We start from the raw sequence: 22,776 nt of genomic DNA on the forward strand, positions 1-22,776 counted from the left end.
GCCTCACTCGCCGGTGCGGCCCGGTCGAAACGCCGAGCTCACTGAAAGACCAGGCTGACCACCGTCGCGGCGGTGGAGGCCCCCAGCGCCGCCGCCCAACCGTGCGGCCACAGCGGGGTGCACCCGAAGAAGTGGCTGAGCCCCGGCACCTGGACGATCGTGACGAGGGCGGCCACGGAGGCGAGCGAGCAGCCGACGACCAGGGGAGTACGCCCGCGAATGGCCATGGTCTGCCCGAGCTGTGCGCCGATCAGGGCGACGAGGGCGACGGTACTGGCGTGCTGGGCGGTTCCCAGGCGACCGATGAACCACGCTGCTGTGGCGGCTCCCGCCGTGATCAGGCCCCGGCGGTAGATGTCCTTGGTCAAAGCGGTGCCGAGGGATGCCTCCGGCCCCTCGGCCAGCAGCATGTGCGCGGTGATCCGCGGCGGTGGGCGGACGGCGATGGCCATCGCGGGCAACACGTCGGTGAGAGCGTTGACCAGCAACAACTGCCGTGCGTTCATCCCGCCCTGGGAGGTGACGAGCCCGGTCATGACGGTGTAGCCGATCTCACCGAGGTTGCCGCCGAGCAGGATCGCCAGCGAGTCGCGGACGGAGGCCCACATGGCGCGTCCCTCGACGATGGCATCGACGATGGTCTCGATGCGATCGTCGGTGACCACGAGGTCGGCGGCTTCGCGCGCGGCGGGAGTGGCGTGCTCACCGAGGGCGATACCGATGTCGGCCAGCCTGATCGCGGGGGCGTCGTTGGCGCCGTCACCGGTCACCGCCACGATGCGGTCGATGCTTCGCAGTGCTCGCACGATCCGCGCCTTCTGCTCGGGGGTGACCCTGGCGAACACGGCCACGTCGCCGATCAGCTCCGAGAGCTCGGCGTCGTCGAGGGCGTCCAGATCCGGTCCGGTCATCACGCGGTGCCCGTTGAGCACATTGAGCTCGGCGGCGATGGCCTGCGCCGTACTGGGGTGGTCACCGGTGATCATGATGATCTGGACCCCGGCCTGCTGGAGCTGACCCACGGACTCGGCCGCCGTGGAGCGGATCGTGTCCGCCAACGCGATCATGCCGGACAGGGTGAGACCACGGATCCTGGACTCGTCGAGATCGCGCCGATCGGAGGCGAAGCGCTCGGCGACGGCCAGCACCCGAAACCCCATCCGAGCCATCCGGTCCATCTCGTCCAGCGCCGACTTCCGACCGGCTTCGTCCAGCGGTACCCGCACCCCGTCGGCGTAGCGGTGCGTGCACTGCGCCAGCACGACCTCGGGGGCGCCCTTGACGCTGAGCAGCTGACCTTGCTCGCCGGAGCCCAGCACGGCGTGGTACGAGCGGGACGGTTCGAACGGCAGCTCCTCGAGCCGCCGCCACCCCGGTTCACCCTCCTGCGGGGACACCGCGATCTCCTGGGCCCCCTCGACCACGGCACGGTCGGTGGGATGGGGCAGGTCCTCGCCGTTCTCCCCCGCCGGGCTGGCCCGCAGCGCCGCACCGATCACCGCGCGATGCACCCTTTCGGACCGCTCGATCGGACGACTGTCCGTGCCGTCGGAGACGTAGCGCAGCGAGATGCGTCCCTCGGTCAGCGTGCCGGTCTTGTCGAAGCAGAGCGCCTGGGCGCGCCCGAGGGCCTCGACGGTCGAGGTGTTGCGGACCAGCGCACCGCGCCGGGACAACCGCTGGGCCGAAGCCAGCTCCGCGGCGGTGGCCACGAACGGAAGCCCTTCCGGGACCGCCGCCACGGCCAGGCTCACCGCACGTCCCACCGCCGCCGACGCGGCTCGACCGCGAACCAGGTCCGCGGAAAGCAGGACGACCCCGGCACCGGCGCACAGCGGCACCGTGGTCTTGGTCAGCGTTCGCAGGCGTGCCGCCACACCTCCGGTTCGGTCGCGACGCTGATCGGTTCCCACCGTGCGACCGGCCTCGGTGTCCGCCCCGGTAGCCACCACCACGGCACTCGCCCACCCCACGGCGACCGCCGTGCCGCGGTACAACATGCTGTGCCGCTCCGCCACCACCGCGGCCGGAGTCGCGACCTCGCTCTTGGAGACCAGTTGCGACTCACCGGTGAGGCTGGACTCGTCGACCTGGAGCCCGTCGGCGGCGAGCAACCGGCAGTCGGCCGGCACGGAATCGCCGGAGCCCAGCTCGATCACGTCGCCGGGCACCAGTTCCTCGGTCGCGACGTCGACCCGCTCGTCGTCGCGACGCAGCGTCACGGAAACCGCGCTGACCTGGAGGAGTTCACTCAGCGCCCGATCGGCCTTGAGGCGCTGGAAGCCACCGATGAACGCGTTCATGCCCAGCACGGCGCCGATCACGGCGGCGTCGGTGATGGCTCCGATGCTCGCAGAGAGCGCGGCGCCACCGGCCAACGCCGGAGTCAGCGGCCCTTCCAACTCCTCCAGGGTCGCGCGGACCAAGCCCACTCGCCGATCCGGCTGCCGCTCTCCCCGACCGACGAGGCGATGCAGTGCCTCCTGTTCGGACAGTCCCTCCGGAGCACTGTCCAAACGCGCCAGTACCTGCGACGGCGACATGGCGTGCCAGGGAGTTCGTGGCGCCGCGTGCGGGACCGGGTACCGCGCGGCCTTCATGCCCCACCACGTACCCGCGGCGAGGGCCAACACGCTAGCGGCGGAAACGGGAATCCCTGCTCGCGCCTGACTGCGGTACGCGGGACCGAGCACGGCCAGCACCGCGCCACCGAGGGAGGCTCCGGCGGCGATCCGAGCGCTGCGCGCACTCACCGTGCGTGCGAGCGGGATCATGCCGAGCACGGCACAGCTCTCCCCCATGCCCGGACCGCCCAGTACGTGTGCTCCCCACGGTGGGGTTCGCCCGCGTACTATGCCGATCCCCAGATCGGCGGCGGCCAGTCTCGCGCCCCCATACGGCGAGACGACGGCGACGCCCCGCCCTTCGTCCTGGAGGGTGCGCACCGACCGGGCAAGGTGCGTTCCTCCCGCGACCGTGTCCGATACGCCGAGTCGTTCGGCCAGCCGGCTGCCGCGCTCGGCGATCAGGGTCGATCCGACCTCCCGCGCCGCGGCAAGCAGTTCGTCGGTCAGCGGATCCAGCTCCTCCACGGCCTCGAACACGGCCACCGTGTCGTCGTCGTTCCGCAGCGCGAAGATCCGCCCACCCGGTGTGGTGACCTGCTGGACTCCCTCCCGCCACTGTTCCGGAAGATCGGAACGGCCGTGCACCTCCCGAATGCTCCATCCGTCGGAGGTCGCCGCCGAGTTCTCGTCCCGGCCGATGAGCTCGTGCGCGCGCTCCCACAGCCGCGCGTTGTCGACGTCATCGTGCCGTGAGACGAGATCCCGCACGGTCCAGTGCCCGGTTCGCAACGCGGCGGCGTCGACGACCACCGTGTCGATGCGGTCCAGCTTCCGCAGTGCGCGCGGATCCAGCACGAGCGTGCCCCGCTCGGCCATCCCGAAGCCCAGCTGTGCGGCGAACGCGTCCCGGCCGAGATTGGCCGCGCGTGGTGCGGCAGCGACCAGGAGTCCCTGCGCGCGCTGGAAACTCCACGTCGTACCGAGTGTGGCCGCGAAGGCCGTGGGGGCCGCCAGCAGCGAACCGTGACCGACCTGCTCGATCGGTCCGGAAGGCAACCGACCGAGGCGCTCGTCCACGGCCTGAGGTGCACTGCGATGAGTGTCGGGACGATCTCCGAAGCGCTCGTCCCAGTGCTGCCAGCTACGCTGCGCCGACTGGGACTCCCGCAGCAGGAACAAGCGCATCGCGGACTCGGTGATCAGACTCGTCGGCTGCTGGGCCAGCGTGTGGGCCACGGCATTGCCCAGATTGACCACCAGGTCGGTTCCCGACCTGCCCAGGTACGACTCCAGGGTCTCGTGGATCCGCGGGGCCGAGTCGGCGGTGGTCAGCATGGCCGGAACCGATTCGGGCAGCGCGGGTATCGGCAACGCGCGTGCGATCGCGGCGTAACCGAGCCCACCGAGGTTCGCTCCGATCACGACGGCGTGGCCGAGCACGGCCCCGGGGCCGGCCGGATGGGTGGTACCGGCCTCGGCGTAGGACTCCTCGTCCAAGCCGCCGGAAGCCTCGACCTCCCGCACCACGTCGACCAGTTCGTCCGCGGCGACCAGCTCCGAATCGTGACCGACGACCACGCACCCGAGCGCGGCGTTGGCCTCGGCCCACTCCACCCCGTCGAGATGCTCCAGGTGTTCGGTGATCATTCCGACCCGCTGCTCGTTGCGGGGATCCTGGATCCCGCGGACCGCGATGTGCGTTCGGCCGTTCGACGACCACACCGGCCGGGAAGGACCGTGCCTGGCGGCGGTACGGGCCGCTGTGACCAGCGGTGTCAGTACCTGCGAAGCGAGCGCTCCCATCCTGGACAGCATCGTGGAATCAGTCCACCGGACTCGCGCACCGGGGGCCGCGCCCCCACGAACCGCGCACCGGACCCGCGTGCCGAGCTCCGGGATGTCCTCGCCCCGTGATCACCAAGACCTCTCCTTCACTCCCACCACCACAACGGAGTCACCAGTCTACGACGAGTGTCCGGTTCATGAACAGCAGAACACGATCGGGTCCCGATCGGGCAACTCGAAGGTGAACGACCCACCGGCTCGCACCTGCCGAAAGCCGAGTACGGCCTTACGGTGTTGGGTGACGTGCGTGGCCGCGCTCATGTCCGCCGAAGGGAGCATCCTGCCATGACAAGCGCCGATGTGCTCGTCGACGCGTTCGACCGAATCCGCGGGACCGTGCACCAGGTGGTCGACGGGCTCGGTCCGGATCAGCTCGCGTTCCGGGTCGAGCGCGAGGCGAACACGATCGCGTGGTTGGTATGGCACCTCACCCGAGTCCAGGACGATCACGTCTCCGAGCCCGCGCGGACGGAGCAGGTGTGGACCTCGCAGGGCTGGGTGGAGCGGTTCGGGCTCTCGCTGCCTCCGGCGGACACGGGATTCGGGCACTCCTCCGACGATGTCGCGGCGCTCCGCGACATTCCCGCGGAAACGCTGGCCGGATATCACGACGCGGTCCACGAGCGCACGAAGCACTTCGTCGAGCGCCTCACCGACACCGATCTCGCCCGCATCGTGGACGCGTCCTGGGATCCGCCGGTATCACTCGGCGTACGCCTGGTCAGCGTGATCTCCGACGGCTTGCAGCACGCCGGGCAAGCCGCCTTCGTCCGCGGAGTCGTGCAACGCGCACACCGACTCTGACCCCGCCCCGCGCACAGCCCGGTCAGTCGAAGACAGCAGGTCCGGACGGCTCCCGGTGCAGGTCGTGGAGCAGGTGCAGCTCGTCGGCGGTGACTCGGCTGATCGACAGTTCTGGCAGCGCGTCGAGCGGGAACCAACCCACGTCGGCGGTCTCCAGCGCGTGGGGAGCCCGTTCCGGTTCCGGGCAGCGCTCGCACAGGAAGAACAGCTTGTAGACGTGTACCGCCATCGGAGGCCGGTGCCCGCGCCGCTCCCGGTCCAGCACGGCGGCCAGGCGCTCGGCCCGCACGGCCAGTCCGCTCTCCTCCCGCACTTCCCGGCACACCGCCTCACCGGCGGATTCCCCGACGTCGCACCACCCGCCGGGCAGGGTCCAGCGCAGGTCGGATCGTTCCTGGATCAGCAGGACGCGATCGTCCTCGTCGAACAGCGCGCCTCGCACGTCCACCTTCGGCGTGGCATAACCCCGATCGGGAATCGTCGTGCGGTTCAGGGCGGGCACGGAGTCGGTCGTCACCAGGTCCATGAGATTCGCCGCGGCCTCGCGGACCTGCCGATAGCGCTCGTGATCGAACTCGTCACGACCGTAGGCCAGGCCGGTCTGCGCCAGCGCCGCCAGCAGGGCGGACTGACGTCGTATGACCTCTTCGGGATCGTCCAAGACTCCCTCCCCGCATTCGACCCGTCGAGAAGCGCGCACGCCGGCTCCGAACGCACCATCTCGCTCGACCGGCCGGGGCGGTCCGATTTTCCCCTTCCGATCCTCCCCCACCGCTCATCCGCGGTCCCTTCCGGACCGGTGCCGGATGCTTCGCCGACTCGCGAGACGACGATAGCCGAGCGCGGCGACGGCGACCACGACGGGGACCGCCACGTAGGCAGCGGCAAAAGGAGCGACGAAAGCGGTGAGGACGAAAGCGACAACGGCGACGACACGAGCGCGCCCGGACAGCAGGCGAGCGCCGGCCGCGGTACCGATGAGATAGGTGACCAGAATCAGCGTGGAAGGAACCGACACAAGGTCCTCGGTACCCCAGCGCGCGAAATAAGATGTGAGTAATCCGGCCACACCCATTCCCGCAGTGGCGCAAACACCCACGGCGGGCACTCCTCGGGTGTTCAGCCGAGCCATGGACCTCGGGAACCACTGATCACGAGCCAGGGCGTAGCCGAGACGTGAGATCGCGGCCATGAAGGCGTTGGTGGTGCCCGCACTGATGACGACGGCGAGTACACCAGCTGCCGTGGCCGCACTGATGCCGAAACCGGCGCCGAGCACGCTCCCCACCGCGACGCGATCAGTCGTGGAGCTCCCATAGCTGCCTGTGACCACGACGGCGAAAGCCACACCCGAGTAGAGGACGAGCACGGTCACCACGGTGATCGCAGTGGCGCGCGTGAGATCTCGTCGTGCGTCGTGGAATTCTCCGGCCAAGTGCGCCACGGCCTCCCACCCGGCGAAGGCGAAGAACAACACCACCGCGGCCCGACCGATGCTGACAGCACCGTGGGGCGCGAACGGAGTGAAGTCTCCGGGATCCACCCGGGGCAGCGCCACCAGGATCGTCACCAACAGCAGAAGGCTGACACCGGCAGCCAGCGCGAGCTGCACGCGTCCGCTCACCCGAAGTCCCGCCAGGTTCGCCGCGACCGCCAGCAGCAGAATCACCCCGGCGAAGAGGTAGGCGAAACGCTGGTCGATCCGCAGTGCGGAGGCTACGTAATAACCACCGGTCAGCGGAACGATGACATGCCCGAGTGCGACGGCTGTGAAATACCACCATCCCGCCACACCGCCGGCGCGCTCACCGAAAGCACGGCCGGCGAAGACGACGATTCCGCCGGCGTCGGGAAACCGGGAGGCCAACGCGGCGAATGTCATCGCCAGCGGCAAGCCGAGCGAACCGATGAACGCCCACGCCAGCAACGAGGCCGGACCGGCCAGCGAAGCCACCTGGCCGGGCAACACCAGTACTCCCGCGCCCAACACCGCTCCGACATACAGTGCGATGGCGTGACCGAGCCCGATGGCAGGCCTTGGCTGCCGGATCGTGGTTTTCGCGGTCCCCGCACTGCCCATTCGCGCTTCTTCGGATGCCGCCACGCGCACTCCTCGACTCCGCACCGGACAACCCGGTGTTGGTTACCGTCGAGACGAGCATCTCCGGCGAACTCGGCAGGCACGAGTGGCATGATTGCCACGATGCGCAAGGATAGTGCCACCCATCGAGTCGCGGTCGCGATCACTCCGCAGGCACCGATCTTCGAACTCGCGGTGCCGTGCGAAATCTTCGGCACCGACCGTCCCGAGCTGGCTGATCCCTGGTACCACCTGGACGTTTGCAGCACGGAGCCCGACACCACCGTCGCTGCCGGATTCGTCGCCCACGGCGCGGCGAGCATGGTCGAGCTCGCGCGGGCCGACACCGTGATCGTGCCCGCCTGCGCCAACGTGCACACACGGCCTCCCGAGAAGCTGGTGGAGGCCGTCCGAACCGCCCACGAAGCCGGTTCCCGCATCGCGGGCATCTGTTCCGGGGCCTTCGTGCTGGCCGCGGCAGGCATCCTGGACGGTCGACGCAGCACAGCGCACTGGATGCACGCGCAGGAACTCGCCCGCTTGTACCCGCGGGTACACGTCGACCCCACCGTGCTCTACTGCGAGGACGGCGGAGTGTTCACCTCCGCCGGTACCGCCGCCGGAATCGACCTCTGCCTCGAACTCGTCCGCCGCGACCACGGCACCGCGATCACCAATGCGCTGGCACGCAGGCTGGTCGTACCGCCGCACCGCGACGGAGGCCAGGCTCAGTACATGCGGTTACCCGCGGTGACTCCCGACGACACCAGCCTGGCACCACTGCTCGACTGGGCCCGAGCGCGGTTGGATCAGCCGCTCAGCGTCGACGATCTCGCTCAGCACGGTCACCTCAGTCGCCGTACGCTTGCTCGGCGATTTCACGACACCTTGGGGCTGGCACCGCTGCGCTGGCTGCGACACGAGCGCATTCGTCATGCGCAGCACCTTCTCGAAACCACCACGATGACCGTCGACCACATCGCCGCTCGCTCCGGACTCGGCACCGCCGCCAACCTCCGCCGCCATTTCACCGACCACGTCGGCGTCTCCCCACACGGTTACCGACGCACTTTTCGCACCACGAGATCCTGAGGACCCCGTGGTGAACGCGTCGTTTCGGCGGTGTGACCGCCGAAACGACGCGTCCCCCCAGCCGGAAAGCTCGGTCAGCAGCTGGTGACAGGAGTGACGTGGACGGGTCCGGAGACCTCGGCGCCGCTGCTCCACGGGACCAGCACGGCGGAGCTCTCCGCCGGCGCGGGAACGGACACCTCCACAGCGGACGGAACGGGTCCGTGCAGCTGCTTTCCGGTGGTCATGTCCACGCGGGGGAAGCTGAACGACGCCACCGCCGACTGTTCTTCGGTCACCCGCACAGTGACGCCCTCCCGCGCCGCAGCACGTGCCGAAACTGGTAGCGGATCACCATCGTCGTCGACGAAGCCCAACGCGGGTGCTCCGCTGAGGAGGCAGCTCTCTCCCCGCTCGGCCGTAAACACCAACCGGCCACCAGTTTTGCCCATCGCGTGATCCAGCTCGGTCATCGAGACGTTGAGCTGCTCCGCGGTGCAGTACCGGTCGACACCGGAGTGATCGTCCGGTCTCGCCTGCGCGATCCCCGCTCCCGACAGACCGGCCAGCACGGTCGCCCCCGCTGTCGTCACGATCACGGCGCTCTTCCGAAGCGTCTTGTTCATACCCGGTTCTCCTTCACCTCGAATGCAGCCGCGCCCCTCACGGCTCACACCCGTCAAGACGCGCGACCCCCGCGGAAGTTGACGACTTGTAATCTACATCACAAGCGGTCGACGGGAACCGGGCCGCCGGGAGCCGGCGTGAACACCACAACGTCACGGGGCTCCCGGCGCGATCGATCGAAAGTCCACAGTGGACCTGAAGCGACGCGGACATCCGCGTCAGCGAGCTCTCACACCTCGTGACCTCATCGCTTGAGGGCACGGCCGATGATGCGCCCCACCACGAGATAGACGATCGCGGCCAGCCCGTAGTTCAGGACCACGCCGATCGTGGCATCGCCCGGCGTGAACACGTCGCCCAGTCCGAACACGAAGAATTTCGCCACCGAGTACACGAACGAGACGAAACCGCTGGACTGGTTGGCGCCGGCCACCACGAAAACGATGTGCAGCACGAAGGCCAGCGCGATCAGTGCACTGAGCACCTGGATCGTGCGACCGATGCCGTCGGCACTGGGGCCGGAGAACGAGGAGCCCCGGCTCGGGGAGGGCTCTCGCCGCTCTCGCGGCGGTTCCGGCTCGGGGTACCGCTCCCGTCGAGCCCGGGCCGAGTCCGGCTCGCGCGACCGGGCAGGTGGCTCCGGCTCGTCCTCCGGTTCCGGCCCGTCGTAGTCGTAGTCGTCCTCGTCCCAGTACGGATCCGGGTGCTCCCGCACGGGCTCCTGAATGCGCGTTCGCTGATACTGGCGGTCGATGTCCTGCTGACCGGGAGGTTGCTGCGGTGGACCGGGCGGCTGTTGCCCCGCCCCCGGAAGCTGCTGCGGTGGACCGGGCGGCTGTTGCCCCGGCCCCGGAAGCTGTTGTGGCGGCCCGGGCGGTTGTTGTGGCGGCCCAGGAGTCGGCGGCGGTGGTCCCGGAGGCTGCTGTCCGGGGGCCGGTGGCGGGGGCGGCTGTTGGCCCGGCCTCGGTGGTGGTCCCGGGGGTTGCTGCCCCTGCCCCGGTGGCGGGCCGGCCGGTGGACGCTGTCCCGGTCCCGGCTGCGGGGGCGGAGGCTGGGACGCGGGCGGTTGCTGCGGAGGCCCCGGAGGCCGCTGAGCGGGCGGGGGTGGCTGCTGTTGGGGAGGCCCACCGGAAGGCGCCTGATGCGGCGGACCCGCGGGCGGCTGGTGGCCAGGGGGAGGCCCCTGACGATCAGGTCCCTGGGGCGGACCGGGAGGCGGTCCCCGCCTACCCGGGTCGGGATAGGCGTCGCGGGGATCTGCTTGCTCGTTGGCCATCAACACGCATTGTCGCGCCGACGGCGACGGGAGAAAAATTTGCACCACGCACGTATGCCCCGGCCGACCGGGACGCGCCGGTCACTGCGGCAACGACAGGGCCTCCCGCCCCGGTTGCGGGAAGCCCTGGGACATTTCCGACGACCGCGCTCGGCGTACGGCGCGATGGGTGGATCCGCTAGCGAGGAGCGTCGAACTTGCGACGAACTTCCTCGGCGACGCGTGCATTGCCCGACGCCTCGATCAGATTGGCGAGCCGGTGTGCCGTCAGGTCCCGTACCGGGTTGTCCGGGTACAGACCGATCCGGTCCAGCAGCGCTCCCACGTGGCCGGTGGCGGTCCGGGTCCCGTGGGTGAACTTTCGGTAGCTCCCCACGAGCACCGCCGCGAACAGCGGCACGGTGATCCAGGTCGGCCATCCCAGCAATCCGCCCACCACGAGCGGAAGTACGCAGGCGCCGACCAGGCAGGCCAGCAGTATCCGGTTTTCCTTACTCATCGGATCGCCTCCTCGGCGGTGTTCCGGAACGTGAACTCGGCTGAGTGGATTCCCTGAGCCATGTCGATGAACCGGGAGAGCCGCGCGGCGACATCGGGACGCCCGACCGCGGACAGGCTCCAGTTGCGGGCGACCACGTGCAGCGAACCGAGCAGCCTCACGTCGTAGCAGGCCGCTTCCACCAGGATGCTGAGCAGCATGTCGGGGACCGCGATCTGACCGGCGGCGGGCAACCACTCGCCCACGACGGGCCAGGCGAGATCCGGGCGGTGGGTCATCACTGTGTACCAGCCGTAGACGAGCTGGGACCGCACGGAGGCGTCCGCGGCCAGGGGGTGCGATCGACTGTCGGCGGCGGTCAGTCGCCACGGATCGATCACGTCCAGGAACAGGTACGGATCGATCTGCCACTGCCGGTCCCGGAACCCGGACATGAGCTGGTCCAGCAGGCGGTGAAACAGCATCCGACTACCCGCGGTCAGCTCGCACAGGGCCTGTCGAGCCGTGGGGGCGCCCGCACCGTTCTCCCGCCTCGCTCGTTGGTGCAACCGCACCAGGGCCTGCTCCGGGAAGTTGGGGGCGACCACTTCGGTGCACACGTGCACGAGCAGCTGCCCCACGTGGTCGGCGAGGTCGAACTCTCGTGACCAGCCGCGGACCAGCTCGCGGAACCGCGCACCGTGGCGCTCGTCGTTGAGTCCCGTCACCAGCGCCTGCGCGGCGAACTGCATCCAGCGGGTCGGGCCCCCACGCTGGTCCGGACGGGTCCACTGCTCGATCAGCCACATCACGTGACCGACGCATCCGGTGCGTAACGCCTGTTCGAGGAAGCGCTCGACGATGTCCCTGCGTTCCCGCTCCTCCAGCCAGTCCAGCCGAATGACCCGGTCCACCCACTGGCAGAACGAACGTCGCAGGTCGGGATAGTTGTCCCAGAAGTGAGCACGCACCGTGCGGTCGTAGGCGACCCGGGAGAAGCCGACACGGCTGTGGGCTCCGACCTCGATCTCGAGCCCGTCCAGTTGCTCGACGTAGCCGCGCTGCTCCAGTCGCGGTCGTTCCTCCTCCGTCAGTTCCAGCGACTCCAGGAGTCCCTGGGCTGCGAAGAACACCGTGTCGGAGGAGGAACCCCGGCACATCGCCGCCGCGAACAGCACCGCTCGCTCCCTCCCGGAGGAGTGATCCTTGAGCTGCTGCGCGACCTCGTCGCTGCGGTCGGCCATCGCCATGACGGCTTCGTCCAGCCAGGCCGACAGTCCACCCTCTCGTCCGGTGTCGCGGACCCGGACCACCAACCGCACCAGTTCCGCGACGTCCTCCATCGGACCGGACAGGTGCGATTTCAGGTCCGTGGATCCCAGCCGCGAGCCGATGGGTTGGATGTCCTCGGCCTCCAGATGTCTCTGCAGCACCAGCTGGGAACGCGGGCGGTCGATCCGCACGACGTGGGAGCTCAGAACCGGGTCGACGTGGTGCTCGAAACCGTCGGGGAGCACGACCACGATGTGGGCGTCACAGCGCTGCAGAGCGGCGCGGAAGCCGGGCAGTTCCCGCTGCCTGCGCCGGAACGTCTCCTCGTCGCTGTGCGACAGGTCCAGCAGGAGTCGGTACCGAACTCCGATTTCGGCCGGATCCAGCTCGAGCTCCTCCTGCAAGATCCGGAACGAACCGTCCTCATCGGTGAGCTCGTTGAGCAGCATTTTCGCCGCTGTCCGTCGACCGCTGCCGAGTGGCCCGGCGAGCAGCACCGTTCGGTTCTCGCTCAGCCAGCTCCGCGCCGCACCCAGGTGTTCCGGGGGCACGAAACGCCTCTTGAGCCAACGGAGATCGTCCAGCGCCGTTCCCCGCGCCCCTCGGGCCTGCCTGGTCGCCCCCGCCACGAGATTCATGACGTACTGGTCACCGCCACCGGTGTGCACCGGCCCCCACGGATCGCGTACCTCGCTCATCGGTTGCCCTCCCGAGCGCGCGAGGTGCCGAAGTTCTGGCGGGTACCACCGGTGTTGGCGCCGGCGACGTAACCGGCACCGTCACCGTGGACGGCCGGGCCGCCGCACTGGTCGCCGGCCCGGATCGCCACGCCGGAGAGGCAACCGTCGAGAGAGTTCCGCGTGCCACCGGAATCGGATCTCGCGGTTCTGTCCGTCAGCCCGGGCACGAGGTCGACGAGTTCCGCTGCGATCTTGCCGAGATCCGTCTCGGTGTCACCGGTGTCGAACCGCAGGAACTGGTGGTCCGCCAACGGCGCCAGCTCGGTGGGCAACGCGGTGGGAGACAGCGGTGGCACGGTTCGCCCGCACAGGACGGGAACGACGCGAGCACCGCACTCGAAGGCGTCGAGAATTTCCTCGCGGGTCCGGTTCCGCTCGTCGTCCAGGCCGTCGTCCCCATCCTCGTCGCGCAGACTCAGCCAGTGGGCTCCGATGACGACCAGGAGCACCTTGGTCTCGGCCGAGCTTCCCGAGAGCACGTCACGGTGGGTCGCACCGGACCGAATCGACTTGCCGTCGCGGAACACCCTGTCGTCGCCGAAACGATGGGACAGGTCGCGTTCGATGAGAGTGGCGACGTTCTCACCGTCCCCGGTGCGGTAACTGACGAATACTTCGGGCATGACGAAACCGTCCTCTCGCGGTTGGTGCGTCGACCGGATCTCGGTGCCGAGCCGGTTGAGGTGGGGTGTACAGCGATGCGGTGCGCGGGGGCCGCAACTCCCGCGTCGAGATGCCCTTTGCTGTAGTGCACCCGCTCTGTCATCCGCGTCAGGGGCAGACCGGCGGCGATGCGCGGTCTTCGAAGTTCCGTCCCGAACAGTGCGTGCTGCTCAGTCACGTCGATCTCCAGGTTTCCCGTTGTCCGGTGCGAGAGGCGAAGGCATACGGCTGTTCGTGGCAGCAGCGCGCGAACAGGCCGAAGGGGTGCGGGGCCACACGGCCAACCGAACGAACGCTGAAGACACCGGCTGACGGTAGGGGAAAAGATGATCTGGGACGACCCCCTGCGCCCAACAACACCCGAACAGTTGACGTGCTCCCCGTCGTGAGCGGTGGGGATTCTGCACGCGGCTCATACCGCGTACGGAGCGCTGCTACCTCGCGGGGTCGCACCTGCTTCCTGCTTCGTCGGCAACCGCCCCGATGCGGGGCCTCACCTCGCCTCCACGGGCGTTCAGCCCCTCCGCACGCGCCCCGCGGCGAGGTGTTCTTCGCGGCGTTGGTGTCGCGGTCGTGGACCGCTCCACACCGGCACTGCCAGGTGCGCACGTTCAGGGATTTCCTCCCGCCGACCCGGCCACAGGCCGAACAGGTCCGCGACGCGGGCAGCCACCGATCGATGACCACCAGCTGGCGCCCGTAGCGGGCGCACTTCTCCAACAGCAGGCGCCGGAAGCTGCTCCAACCGGCGTCGTGGACGCTCTCGGCGAGCCGAAGAAGTTCTCGTACGCGGTTTCGCAGCCCGGATGGCCTACTGGAGCACGGTGTTCGAGCACTCGGCGAGCCACCCGCGCTCGTCGGTGTGCTTGGCGTCGGTGATCAGTGTGCGTTGCAGCGCCGTGCCGGTCGGGAACTTCTCACCTGAAAGAAGTCCGTACACCGCGGCGTACGGTCATTCGTCGCACGCCGCCGGGGACAGCGAGAAATCGCTCCCAGCACGAAGAAGACAGCACTGTTTCCCGTTTCCCGCAGCCACCGGCAACGGGAACGGGAAGTATCGATCCGGCCGGCCACCGGAGAACGGCCGGATTATCGGGGAGTCAGCCGCTCGTGGGCGGGCGCTCCACGAGCTGGCTGAGGTAGAGCTGCTCGCCCAGCTTGTCCATCAGTTCCAGCTGGGTCTCCAGGTAGTCGATGTGGTTCTCCTCGTCCCGGAGGATGCCCTCGAAGAGGTTCGCGGTGGTGATGTCGCGCTTCTCCCGGCACATCGCGATGCCGGGCTTGAGCCGGTCGAGCACTTCCACCTCGATGGCCAGATCCGACTCGAACTGCTCCCGGACGGTCTGGCCGACCCGCAGGGTGAACAGCCGCTGGTAGTTCGGCAGCGCCTCCAGGAACAGGATGCGGTCACTGATCCACTCGGCGTGGTGCATCTCCTCGAAGGATTCCGCGCGGGTGTGCTCGGCCAACTTGGTCAATCCCCAGTTGGACTGCAGCTTCGAGTGCAGGAAGTACTGGTTGATCGCGGTGAGCTCGCTGGTGAGCTGCTCGTTGAGCAGCGAGATGATCTCGTCGTCGCCACGCATGTGGTTTCCGGTCCTTACACTCTCCGGGTTTTCCCGGACCGTAGCGCCGACGGAGACACGCACCCCGTCAACACGGCGGCGTGCCCGGTTAATACGCCCGATCGAGTGACGACTCGCTGCCGTCAGGCGCTGCGGGGCAACGAATGTTCGGAGGGAGACGCCTCTTCCTCGCGGGGCCTGGCCTCGTCGAGCATGCGCTGGAGCCGCCTCACGCAGCTACCGCATCCGGTCCCCGCCCCGCAGTGGTCACCGACCTCCTCCACCGTCAGCGCCCCGGCGAGGATGGAGGTCTGCACCTGCGCTGTGGTGACCGCGGCGCAGAGACATGCGTACATGACGTCGTACTCCTTCCCTCATTAGGTAAGGCTAATCAAACCATCCGGAGCCGCCGACGCGCAAGGAGGTCCGCTGCTCGGCGTGACGAGGAAGATCGTCACCCGGACCAGCTCGGCAGGTTTGGCTAACCTAACAACCAGACCGAGAACAAGACAGCACGTAATCGCTGTGTGCTCGCTCACCGACCGTGCTGTCGCGCACGGCCACGGATCGCTTCTTCCAGCGCCGGAGGCAACGGTTCGCCGTGCACCACGACCACCTGCTGCGTCGCCCTGGTCAGCGCGACGTAGAGCTCCGCCGCTCCGCTCGGTGGGTGCGCCAGGATGCGCTGCGGCTCGACCACGACCACGACGTCGAACTCCAGCCCCCTGGACTCACGCGGAGTGATGGCGGTGACTGCGACATCGAGCCGCGAACCCTCCGGATCGATCACCGAGAGTGAACCGGGCGTGGGAAGCTCGCGCACCACCTCGGTCACCGTGGCGGCGAGATCGTCGGCGCTTCCTTCCTGCGTCCAGGGCCACAGCCCGTTGCTGCGCACCGACTCGGGCGGCGTCACCGACGTCTCCGTCTCGGCGAGCGCGGAGGCGGCCACCGCCATGATCTCCGCCGTGCTCCGGTAGCTGACCGTGAGCTCACGGTAGGTCCAACGACGCGACACGTGGGCGTCGAGCATCGCTGCCCAGGTGCGCGCACCCGCGGCGGACTGCCGTTGGGCGAGATCGCCCACGATCGTCATCGACTTGCCCGGGCAGCGACGCAGGAGGATCCGCCAGTCCATCTCGGAGAGCTCCTGGGCCTCGTCCACGACCACGTGGCCGTAGGTCCGCTCGCGGTCGTCGGCCGCGCGCTGGGCGGGGCCCGTCGATCCCGCCCCGTGTTCCGCCCGGAGAGCGTCTCGGCGTCGACGAGGTCGACGGCACGCAGCACTTCACCGTCGAGTTCCTCGTCGGTGTCCAGCGCGTCGAGCACGCCTTCGGCGTACTCGACGCGCTCGCGGCGCTCGCGTTCCGCTCGCTCCTCGGCTCCACGGTCCCTGCCCAGCCATTCCACGGCTTCGTCCAGCAGCGGGACGTCCGAGACCGTCCAGGCGTCCCCCTCCCGCTGGTACAGGGCCCCACGATCCCGTTCGTCCAGCGAGGTCGCCGCCGTCTCGATGCGCGCGTGCGAGGTGAACAGCTCGACGAGCAGGCGCTGCGGCGTCAGGTGGGGCCACAGCCGATCGACAACGTCGCTCACCTGCGAACTCGTCTTCAGCTCGACTCGTGCGTCGGCCGCGATCTCGGCACGGATCTCGGTGTCGTCCCGGCCCAGCCATCCCCGGCCGATCTCGTGCACCGCTCGGGTGACCAACTCCTCGATCAACCGTTCCCGGAAGACCTCGCGAGCGTCGTTGTGCAACAGCCCGGTCTCCCGCGCGCGCCGCCGAGCGGATGCGGCGATCCGGGCGTCCACGGTGATCTCGACGTCGTCGAGGTCGATCGGGATCGCGTTCTCCGGCACTTCCTGGCGATCGGCGACGGCCGCGGCCAGCACGTCGACCATGCCGAGGTCACCCTTGACCCGCTTGGTGCGCGGCTCGTCCTCCACGGCGGTCCGCACCCCCGGAAACAGGTCACCCGGTGCGGCGAGCACGACGCTGGTCTCACCGAGCGACGGCACGACATCGCCGACGTGGTCGAGAAAGCCCGCGTTCGGCCCGATGACCAGCACACCCCGCCGAGCGAGTCGATCCCGGTGCGCGTAGAGCAGGTAGGCGACCCGGTGCAGCGCCACGGCGGTCTTGCCGGTCCCCGGACCGCCCTCGATCACCAGGACCCCGTCGTGGTCGAGACGAATGATCTCGTCCTGCTCGGCCCGGATCGTCGCGACGATGTCGCGCATCGTGCCCTCGCGGGGAGCGTTCAGCGCGGCCAGCAGCGCCGCATCGGCGCCCTGCGATTCCTCGGCGCCGTCGGCGTCGAGCACGTCGTCGTGAAGGTCGTGACCGCGCGCCCGTGAGTGCGGAGATGACGCCGACGTGCGAGGCCCTCCGGGTGGGCCATAGTGGCGCTGTAGAAAGGACGAGCCATCGGGGCCCGCCAGTCGACCAACAGCGGTTCGCACCCGTTCGTCTCGTCGAACAAACCGATTCGACCGATATGGGCGGTGTTTCCCGCCTCGTCGTCGATTCGACCGAAGCACAGACCGTTGTCGGCGCCCCGCAGTGCGTGCAGCCGCTCGGACGACCGATCCACGGACACCTGTCGTTGCCACCGTGCTTCCGGCTCGGCCGTGGTGTCGCGCAGCGCCTCGTCGAGTGCTCTCGCCGCATCCAGCCGCTCGGAGTCGAGCTTGCCGTACAGGGACGCGACGTACTCGCGCTCGGCCGCCAACTCGGCTTCGAAATCGGAATTCGACAAGGCCGCCTCGCATCTGACAAAATAGAAAAAGAACTTGTATTTTCTTTCGCGTATCGATAATACACGCGCTTTCCCGATTTCTTCGCGTTCTCGTGGACTCGCGACCGGTTCCCCGGATTCCCGATCGCGCGACGCTCACCGGATCTTTCTCCTGTTGTGGCAGCAGCCCCCGCAGCCCGTCTAAGCTCGCAGGTGCTCGCCGGAGCCGATGGAGGTGATTTCGTGTCTCTGGTCCGGCTGTTGGCCACCGGCGGCACCATCGCCAGTCGCCGTGAGTCCGGGGGACACCGCGCCACAGCGACCGGTGCCGAGATCCTGGCCACGACCACCGTTCCCGCGGACTGCCGGGTGAGCATCACCGACGCCGCCACGGTCGGCAGCTTCGCCTGGCAGTGGCCCGACCTGCTCGCGCTGCTTCGCCGGATCGACGACGCGCTGAAAGACGGTGTCGACGGAGTCGTCGTCACTCACGGGACCGACACCATGGAGGAAGTCGCTTTCCTGACGGCGCTGGCCCACGACGACCCCCGACCGGTCGTGTTCACCGGGGCCCAACGCCCGCTCGACCACGCTGCCCCGGACGGACCGGCCAATCTCGGTGACGCGCTGCTGGTGGCGTCCGACCCGCTCGCGCGGGAACGCGGCGTGCTCGTGTCCTTCGACGGCCGGGTGCATCCCGCTCGCGGAACGACCAAAGTGGACACGTTGAGCACGCGCGGGTTCACCGCCCCGGGACGAGGCCCCGTGCTGCGGCTCGCGGGAGGACGAGTCCAGCCACTGGCACCGGCGGCCCGTCCGAGCGCGCTACCTCTCGACGTGACCGCCGAGGCACTACCCCGGGTCGACGTCATCCCGCTCTACGTCGGGGCCGACGACACCCTGCTGCGCAGTGCTCTCCACGCCGGATCCGAGGGGTTGGTGCTGGCTGCTTTCGGAGCGGGCAACGCGAATCCGACCCTGGTCGGGGCGATACGCGACTGCGGGGTCCCGGTCCTGGTGTGCTCGCGAGTGCCTTCCGGTCCCGTCGTGCCGATGTACCGGGGCGGTGGTGGGATGGATCTGGCCGAGGCCGGCGCGCTGTTCGGGGAGGACCTCAGCCCGTGGCAGGCGCGGATGCTGCTGGCCGTCGCGCTGGCCGGTGCCCCGCACTCCCCCGAAGAGCTGATCCGGCGGTGGCTCGCAGCGTAACCGGATCCGTCCCAGTGGAGGACTCATGAGCAAGCAGATCCTCGTCGCCTACGGAGTCGACGTCGACGCGGTCGGCGGTTGGCTGGGTTCCTACGGTGGGCAGGACTCGCCGGACGACATCTCCCGTGGACTGTTCGCCGGTGAGGTCGGCGTGCCCCGGCTCGTCGAGCTGTTCCGCCGCCACGGCATCACCCAGACGTTCTTCTGGCCCGGTCACTCGATCGAGACGTTTCCCGAGCAGTTCTACGCCTGCGTCGCCGCGGGCCACGAGATCGGCCTGCACGGCTACAGCCACGAGAACCCGATCGCCATGAGCCGCCAGCAGGAAGCCGACGTGCTCGACCACTGCATCGATCTCATCACCACGCGCGCCGGCACCCGGCCCACCGGTTATGTCGCGCCGTGGTGGGAGTTCAGCGAGATCACCAACGAGCTCCTGCTCGGTCGCGGCATCGCCTACGACCACTCGCTGATGCATCACGACTGCCGGCCGTACCACGTCCGCGTCGGCGACTCCTGGACGAAGATCGACTACGAGCGTCCTGCGCAGGAGTGGATGAAACCCCTCGTGCGCGGGAGGGAAACCGAACTCATCGAGATCCCGGCGAACTGGTACCTCGACGACCTGCCCCCGATGCTGTTCATCAAGGGCAACCCGAACAGCCACGGTTTCGTCAACCCGCGCGACATCGAGCAGCTCTGGCGCGACCAGTTCGACTGGATCCACCGCGAGCACGACTACGCGGTGTTCACCATGACCATCCACCCCGACGTGTCGGCACGCCCCCAAGTCCTGCTCATGCACGAGCGGCTCATCGAGTACATCAACGGCCACGAGGGCGTCCGGTGGGCGACCTTCGACGAGATCGCCACCGACTTCGCCCGACGACACCCGCTCGGGTGAGCGGTCCGGTCGGCTCCGCTGCGGCTCGGCTACTCGAACATGCGGAAGACGGGTTCGGCGACGCAAGCGGGGCGGTCACTGCCCTCGAGCTCGATCGTCGCGGAGACCGTGACCTGAACGCCGCCCCGGGCCAACTCCTCGTACTGCTTGAGCGTGGCGTCGAGGCGAACGCGGCCGTCGGCGGGAACCGGCTCGGGAAAGCGGACCTTGTTGAGCCCGTAGTTGACCTTCGTGGTCACGCCGGTGACGGTGAGCACCTCCTCCCACATGGGGATGAGCAGCGCCAGGGTCAGGTAGCCGTGGGCGATGGGACCACCGAAGGGGCTCTCGGCGCGGGCGCGTTCCGGATCGGTGTGGATCCACTGGTGGTCGTCGGTGGCGTCGGCGAAGACGTTGATGCGCTGCTGGTCGACGCGGAACCACGAGCTGGTGCCCAGCGACTCGCCCTCCAGCTCCCGGAGCGCGGCCAACGAATCGAGCGTGATCGTGTTCGATGCGGTCTCGGTGGACATGACTTCTCCCTCGGGAAGGAACCTGCTGCACGGTCCGGGTATTTCAGCTGCGCAGCCCCAGTACGCGCAGCGCGTTCTCCTTGAAGACCAACGGGCGGACCTCGTCGGAGATCTCCAGCTTCTCGAAGTCGCTCATCCAGCGGTCGGGTTGGATGACCGGGAAGTCCGAGCCGAACAGCACCTTGTGGCGCAGCACCCTGTTGGCGGCGTGGACCAGTTGGGACGGGAAGTACTTGGGCGACCACCCGGAGAGGTCGATGTGGACGTTGGGCTTGTGCGAGGCGCTGGAGATCGCGGAGTCCTGCCAGGGCACCGACGGGTGCGCCATGACGATCGTCAGCTCGGGGAAGTCGGCGGCGACGTCGTCGAGCAGCATCGGATCGGAGTAGCGCAGCTTGATGCCGTGCCCGCCGGGCAGTCCGGCACCGATGCCGGTCTGGCCGGTGTGGAACAGCGCGGGCACCCCGCACCCGGCGATGGCCTCGTACAGCGGGTAGAAGTCGCGGTCGTTGGGTTCGAACCCCTGCAGGCTGGGGTGGAACTTGAATCCCTTGACCCCGTACTCCTCGACCAGCGTGCGCACGCGCTCGACGGCCAGCTTGCCCTGCCAGGGGTCCACGGAACCGAAGGGGATGAGCACGTCGTTGTGGCGAGCGGCGCCCTCGGCGATCTCCTCGACGGAGTTGACGGGGTGGCCGGTGGCGGCCCCGGCGTCGACGGTGAACACGATCGCGGCCATGTTGCGCTCGCGGTAGTGCTCGGCCATGGTGTCCAGGCTCGGAGTCCGCTCCTGGCCGGACTTGAAGTACTTCTCCGAGGCCGCGATCAGGTCGTCGTCGAGGGACTTGTGCCCGCGGGCGTCGATTTCGACGTGGGTGTGGACGTCGAGCGCGGTGATGCCTTCGACGTCGATGCCGTACTCGTACTTGCTCACTGCGCCGTCGCCTCCTCGGGAAGTCGCTCGCCGACCGACTCGAGGTGCTCGGCGAAGGTCTCCGGCCACTGGCGGGTGATCGCCTCGGCGTCCCAGCCGCCGTCGTGGTGAGCCGTGACGGTCATGTCCGGGTGGGACCACAGGGAGAGGCGGTCCCCACCGATGCCGATGGCCTGCCCGGTGATCTCGGCTGCTCCGTCACCGGCGAGGAAGGCCACGACTCCGGCGGCGTCGGCCGGTCGCCCGAATCCGAGCTCCCTGCGGGCGAAGGGGGGCAGCTCCTCGCCGTTGTTCACGGCCTCGACGTAGGGCTTGAGGAAGGTCACGGTCTCGGTCATCGAGGTCGCCGCGACCGGCACGACCGCGTTGACGGTGACGTTGGCCCTGGCGAGCTCCATGGCCCAGGTGCGCACCATGCCGACGATTCCGGACTTGGCACCCGAGTAGTTGGTCTGGCCGAAGTTGCCGCGCTGGCCCGCCGGGGATCCGACGCAGATGATGCGGCCTCCTTCTCCCTGCTCCCGCATCCTGATGGCGGCGGCGCGAACGCAGGTGAAGGTACCGCGCATGTGGACGTCGAGCACCTGGTCGAAGTCGTCGTCGGTCATCTTCCACACGACCTTGTCGCGCAGGACGCCGGCGTTGGTCACGAGGACGTCCAGGCGACCGAACCGCTCGACCGCACCGTCGACCAGCGCCTGCGCGGTTTCCGTGCTGCCCACGGCGCCGACGACGGCGTGGGCGGTGCCGCCTTCCCCGGTGATCGAGGTGACGGCGGCGTCGGCCGTGTGCCGGTCGACGTCGTTGACGATCACCGAAGCGCCGCGACGGGCGAGTTCACGGGCGCAGGCCAGGCCGAGGCCCTGGCCACTGCCGGTGACGATCGCGGCCTTGTTGGCGAGATCCATGGAGTTGCTCCCGAGTCGGATGCGAGACAATTTAGATGCAATCAACTACCATTGAGATTGTCAATAATTGAAGCATGGTACGATGTTCGTGTCGCGAACAGGAGGACCTCAGGTGAGTACACAACGCCCACTGGCCGACGACCTCGGCTTCTTGCTGTCCCGCGCCAGTGGCGTGGTGGCACGTTCGGTGAGCGAAGCGTTGGCACCACTGGACCTTCGAGTTCGCTCCTACTCGGTGCTGACCTTCGCCTGCGAGGAGACGGCGGGCATGACCCAGCGGCGACTCGCCGCGATCATGGCCCTGGATCCCAGCCAGATCGTGGCCCTGGTCGACGAGCTCCAGTCACGCGGCCTCGTCCACCGCACCCCCGATCCGGCCGACCGCAGAAACAAGATAATCAGTGCCACCGACGTGGGTCACCGGGTCGCTCAGGATGCCCAGCAGCGGATCGATCGGGCCTACAACGGCCATTTCGACCACGTGCCACCGGAACGACTCGACGAGCTCCGCCTGTTGCTGCGGGAGATCGCGTTCTCCGACACGAGCTCCGGAGAGCCGCAGGCACAGGCCCGGGACGCGTGA

Annotated in this window: 23 protein-coding genes; 5 read left to right on the top strand and 18 right to left on the bottom strand. The window is 68.7% G+C overall.

The window, feature by feature from the left end; translation table 11 throughout:
• Positions 1 to 38: 38 nt before the first annotated feature.
• Positions 39 to 4,370: a cation-translocating P-type ATPase gene (locus FHX42_RS11400; protein WP_182544170.1), complete on the bottom strand. Its 4,332-nt coding sequence runs from the start codon at positions 4,368 to 4,370 to the stop codon at positions 39 to 41.
• Between the two features lie 327 nt (positions 4,371 to 4,697).
• On the opposite strand from FHX42_RS11400, the gene FHX42_RS11405 reads away from it, so the two are divergent.
• Positions 4,698 to 5,216 (top strand): mycothiol transferase, encoded by a 519-nt coding sequence (locus tag FHX42_RS11405; RefSeq protein WP_182544171.1) that lies wholly within the window; start codon positions 4,698 to 4,700, stop codon positions 5,214 to 5,216.
• Positions 5,217 to 5,238: 22 nt separating this feature from the next.
• Here FHX42_RS11405 and FHX42_RS11410 read toward each other — a convergent pair whose 3' ends face one another.
• Both FHX42_RS11410 and FHX42_RS11415 read right to left on the bottom strand, forming a co-directional pair.
• Positions 5,239 to 5,877, bottom strand: coding sequence for an NUDIX hydrolase (locus tag FHX42_RS11410; RefSeq protein WP_182544172.1), 639 nt, complete (start codon positions 5,875 to 5,877; stop codon positions 5,239 to 5,241).
• A 114-nt stretch (positions 5,878 to 5,991) separates the two neighbouring features.
• On the bottom strand, positions 5,992 to 7,320 hold the full coding sequence (locus tag FHX42_RS11415; protein WP_328796047.1) for an APC family permease: 1,329 nt from the start codon (positions 7,318 to 7,320) through the stop codon (positions 5,992 to 5,994).
• A 99-nt stretch (positions 7,321 to 7,419) separates the two neighbouring features.
• Here FHX42_RS11415 and FHX42_RS11420 point away from each other — a divergent pair, with 99 nt between their 5' ends.
• Positions 7,420 to 8,388 carry a GlxA family transcriptional regulator gene (locus FHX42_RS11420; protein WP_182544173.1) on the top strand — a complete coding sequence of 323 codons (969 nt, stop codon included), beginning with the start codon at positions 7,420 to 7,422 and terminating at the stop codon, positions 8,386 to 8,388.
• A 74-nt stretch (positions 8,389 to 8,462) separates the two neighbouring features.
• On the opposite strand, the gene FHX42_RS11425 is transcribed toward FHX42_RS11420, so the two are convergent.
• The 12 genes from FHX42_RS11425 to FHX42_RS27390 all read right to left on the bottom strand — a co-directional run bounded on the left by FHX42_RS11425 (position 8,463) and on the right by FHX42_RS27390 (position 17,747).
• Positions 8,463 to 8,993: a DUF4232 domain-containing protein gene (locus FHX42_RS11425; RefSeq protein ID WP_182544174.1), complete on the bottom strand. Its 531-nt coding sequence runs from the start codon at positions 8,991 to 8,993 to the stop codon at positions 8,463 to 8,465.
• A 245-nt stretch (positions 8,994 to 9,238) separates the two neighbouring features.
• The gene (locus FHX42_RS26595; protein WP_235987176.1) at positions 9,239 to 9,709 is read right to left on the bottom strand and encodes a hypothetical protein; all 471 of its coding nucleotides are present in this window, start codon (positions 9,707 to 9,709) and stop codon (positions 9,239 to 9,241) included.
• A gap of 739 nt (positions 9,710 to 10,448) precedes the next feature.
• Positions 10,449 to 10,769 carry a hypothetical protein gene (locus tag FHX42_RS11435; protein WP_182544175.1) on the bottom strand — a complete coding sequence of 107 codons (321 nt, stop codon included), beginning with the start codon at positions 10,767 to 10,769 and terminating at the stop codon, positions 10,449 to 10,451.
• The gene (locus FHX42_RS11440) at positions 10,766 to 12,718 is read right to left on the bottom strand and encodes a hypothetical protein (protein WP_182544176.1); all 1,953 of its coding nucleotides are present in this window, start codon (positions 12,716 to 12,718) and stop codon (positions 10,766 to 10,768) included. The genes FHX42_RS11435 and FHX42_RS11440 overlap by 4 nt, the downstream gene beginning before the upstream one ends.
• Complete coding sequence (locus FHX42_RS11445; RefSeq protein WP_182544177.1) at positions 12,715 to 13,383, bottom strand: TIR domain-containing protein; 669 nt, start codon at positions 13,381 to 13,383, stop codon at positions 12,715 to 12,717. Before FHX42_RS11445 ends, FHX42_RS11440 begins: the two co-directional genes overlap by 4 nt.
• Before the next feature lie 214 nt (positions 13,384 to 13,597).
• A complete protein-coding gene (locus tag FHX42_RS27800) occupies positions 13,598 to 14,110 on the bottom strand; it encodes a zinc ribbon domain-containing protein (RefSeq protein ID WP_407926228.1) in 513 nt (170 codons plus the stop codon).
• 124 nt (positions 14,111 to 14,234) lie between these two features.
• Positions 14,235 to 14,363 carry a hypothetical protein gene (locus FHX42_RS27080; protein WP_268898365.1) on the bottom strand — a complete coding sequence of 43 codons (129 nt, stop codon included), beginning with the start codon at positions 14,361 to 14,363 and terminating at the stop codon, positions 14,235 to 14,237.
• Positions 14,364 to 14,523: 160 nt separating this feature from the next.
• Positions 14,524 to 15,009, bottom strand: coding sequence for a bacterioferritin (gene bfr, locus FHX42_RS11455; RefSeq protein ID WP_182544179.1), 486 nt, complete (start codon positions 15,007 to 15,009; stop codon positions 14,524 to 14,526).
• A 122-nt stretch (positions 15,010 to 15,131) separates the two neighbouring features.
• Positions 15,132 to 15,344, bottom strand: coding sequence for a (2Fe-2S)-binding protein (locus tag FHX42_RS11460; RefSeq protein WP_182544180.1), 213 nt, complete (start codon positions 15,342 to 15,344; stop codon positions 15,132 to 15,134).
• A 179-nt stretch (positions 15,345 to 15,523) separates the two neighbouring features.
• Entirely contained in the window at positions 15,524 to 16,126 is a 603-nt protein-coding gene (locus tag FHX42_RS27380) for an ATP-binding domain-containing protein (protein ID WP_328796048.1), read from the bottom strand.
• Positions 16,081 to 17,313, bottom strand: coding sequence for a UvrD-helicase domain-containing protein (locus tag FHX42_RS27385; protein ID WP_328796049.1), 1,233 nt, complete (start codon positions 17,311 to 17,313; stop codon positions 16,081 to 16,083). The genes FHX42_RS27380 and FHX42_RS27385 overlap by 46 nt, the downstream gene beginning before the upstream one ends.
• Positions 17,250 to 17,747, bottom strand: coding sequence for a hypothetical protein (locus FHX42_RS27390; RefSeq protein ID WP_328796050.1), 498 nt, complete (start codon positions 17,745 to 17,747; stop codon positions 17,250 to 17,252). The genes FHX42_RS27385 and FHX42_RS27390 overlap by 64 nt, the downstream gene beginning before the upstream one ends.
• 222 nt (positions 17,748 to 17,969) lie before the next feature.
• On the opposite strand from FHX42_RS27390, the gene FHX42_RS11470 reads away from it, so the two are divergent.
• Together FHX42_RS11470 and FHX42_RS11475 are read left to right on the top strand one after the other, a co-directional pair.
• The gene (locus FHX42_RS11470) at positions 17,970 to 18,935 is read left to right on the top strand and encodes an asparaginase (protein WP_182544181.1); all 966 of its coding nucleotides are present in this window, start codon (positions 17,970 to 17,972) and stop codon (positions 18,933 to 18,935) included.
• Between the two features lie 25 nt (positions 18,936 to 18,960).
• Complete coding sequence (locus FHX42_RS11475) at positions 18,961 to 19,839, top strand: polysaccharide deacetylase family protein (RefSeq protein ID WP_182544182.1); 879 nt, start codon at positions 18,961 to 18,963, stop codon at positions 19,837 to 19,839.
• Between the two features lie 29 nt (positions 19,840 to 19,868).
• Here FHX42_RS11475 and FHX42_RS11480 read toward each other — a convergent pair whose 3' ends face one another.
• The 3 genes from FHX42_RS11480 to FHX42_RS11490 are packed head-to-tail and all read right to left on the bottom strand — an operon-like array spanning position 19,869 to position 22,193.
• Positions 19,869 to 20,351, bottom strand: a complete 483-nt coding sequence (locus tag FHX42_RS11480; protein ID WP_182544183.1) for a MaoC family dehydratase — start codon at positions 20,349 to 20,351, stop codon at positions 19,869 to 19,871.
• Positions 20,352 to 20,394: 43 nt separating this feature from the next.
• A complete protein-coding gene (locus FHX42_RS11485) occupies positions 20,395 to 21,285 on the bottom strand; it encodes an amidohydrolase family protein (RefSeq protein ID WP_182544184.1) in 891 nt (296 codons plus the stop codon).
• Positions 21,282 to 22,193, bottom strand: a complete 912-nt coding sequence (locus FHX42_RS11490) for an SDR family NAD(P)-dependent oxidoreductase (protein ID WP_182544185.1) — start codon at positions 22,191 to 22,193, stop codon at positions 21,282 to 21,284. Before FHX42_RS11490 ends, FHX42_RS11485 begins: the two co-directional genes overlap by 4 nt.
• Positions 22,194 to 22,305: 112 nt before the next feature.
• On the opposite strand from FHX42_RS11490, the gene FHX42_RS11495 reads away from it, so the two are divergent.
• Complete coding sequence (locus tag FHX42_RS11495; protein ID WP_182544186.1) at positions 22,306 to 22,776, top strand: MarR family winged helix-turn-helix transcriptional regulator; 471 nt, start codon at positions 22,306 to 22,308, stop codon at positions 22,774 to 22,776.

It is taken from the genome of Halosaccharopolyspora lacisalsi, from assembly GCF_014137975.1.
GTDB classification, from domain to species: domain Bacteria; phylum Actinomycetota; class Actinomycetes; order Mycobacteriales; family Pseudonocardiaceae; genus Halosaccharopolyspora; species Halosaccharopolyspora lacisalsi.

Excerpts from the sequence above, each read along its gene's own strand:
- FHX42_RS11405 (WP_182544171.1), top strand. The coding sequence starts at position 4,698 with ATGACAAGCGCCGATGTGCTCGTCGACGCGTTCGACCGAATCCGCGGG.
- bfr (WP_182544179.1), bottom strand. The coding sequence starts at position 15,009 with ATGCGTGGCGACGACGAGATCATCTCGCTGCTCAACGAGCAGCTCACC.
- FHX42_RS11490 (WP_182544185.1), bottom strand. The coding sequence starts at position 22,193 with ATGGATCTCGCCAACAAGGCCGCGATCGTCACCGGCAGTGGCCAGGGC.
- FHX42_RS11480 (WP_182544183.1), bottom strand. The coding sequence starts at position 20,351 with ATGTCCACCGAGACCGCATCGAACACGATCACGCTCGATTCGTTGGCC.
- FHX42_RS11425 (WP_182544174.1), bottom strand. The coding sequence starts at position 8,993 with ATGAACAAGACGCTTCGGAAGAGCGCCGTGATCGTGACGACAGCGGGG.
- FHX42_RS11435 (WP_182544175.1), bottom strand. The coding sequence starts at position 10,769 with ATGAGTAAGGAAAACCGGATACTGCTGGCCTGCCTGGTCGGCGCCTGC.
- FHX42_RS11440 (WP_182544176.1), bottom strand. The coding sequence starts at position 12,718 with ATGAGCGAGGTACGCGATCCGTGGGGGCCGGTGCACACCGGTGGCGGT.
- FHX42_RS11445 (WP_182544177.1), bottom strand. The coding sequence starts at position 13,383 with ATGCCCGAAGTATTCGTCAGTTACCGCACCGGGGACGGTGAGAACGTC.
- FHX42_RS11460 (WP_182544180.1), bottom strand. The coding sequence starts at position 15,344 with ATGTACGCATGTCTCTGCGCCGCGGTCACCACAGCGCAGGTGCAGACC.
- FHX42_RS11475 (WP_182544182.1), top strand. The coding sequence starts at position 18,961 with ATGAGCAAGCAGATCCTCGTCGCCTACGGAGTCGACGTCGACGCGGTC.
- FHX42_RS27380 (WP_328796048.1), bottom strand. The coding sequence starts at position 16,126 with ATGGACTGGCGGATCCTCCTGCGTCGCTGCCCGGGCAAGTCGATGACG.
- FHX42_RS11400 (WP_182544170.1), bottom strand. The coding sequence starts at position 4,370 with ATGGGAGCGCTCGCTTCGCAGGTACTGACACCGCTGGTCACAGCGGCC.
- FHX42_RS11420 (WP_182544173.1), top strand. The coding sequence starts at position 7,420 with ATGCGCAAGGATAGTGCCACCCATCGAGTCGCGGTCGCGATCACTCCG.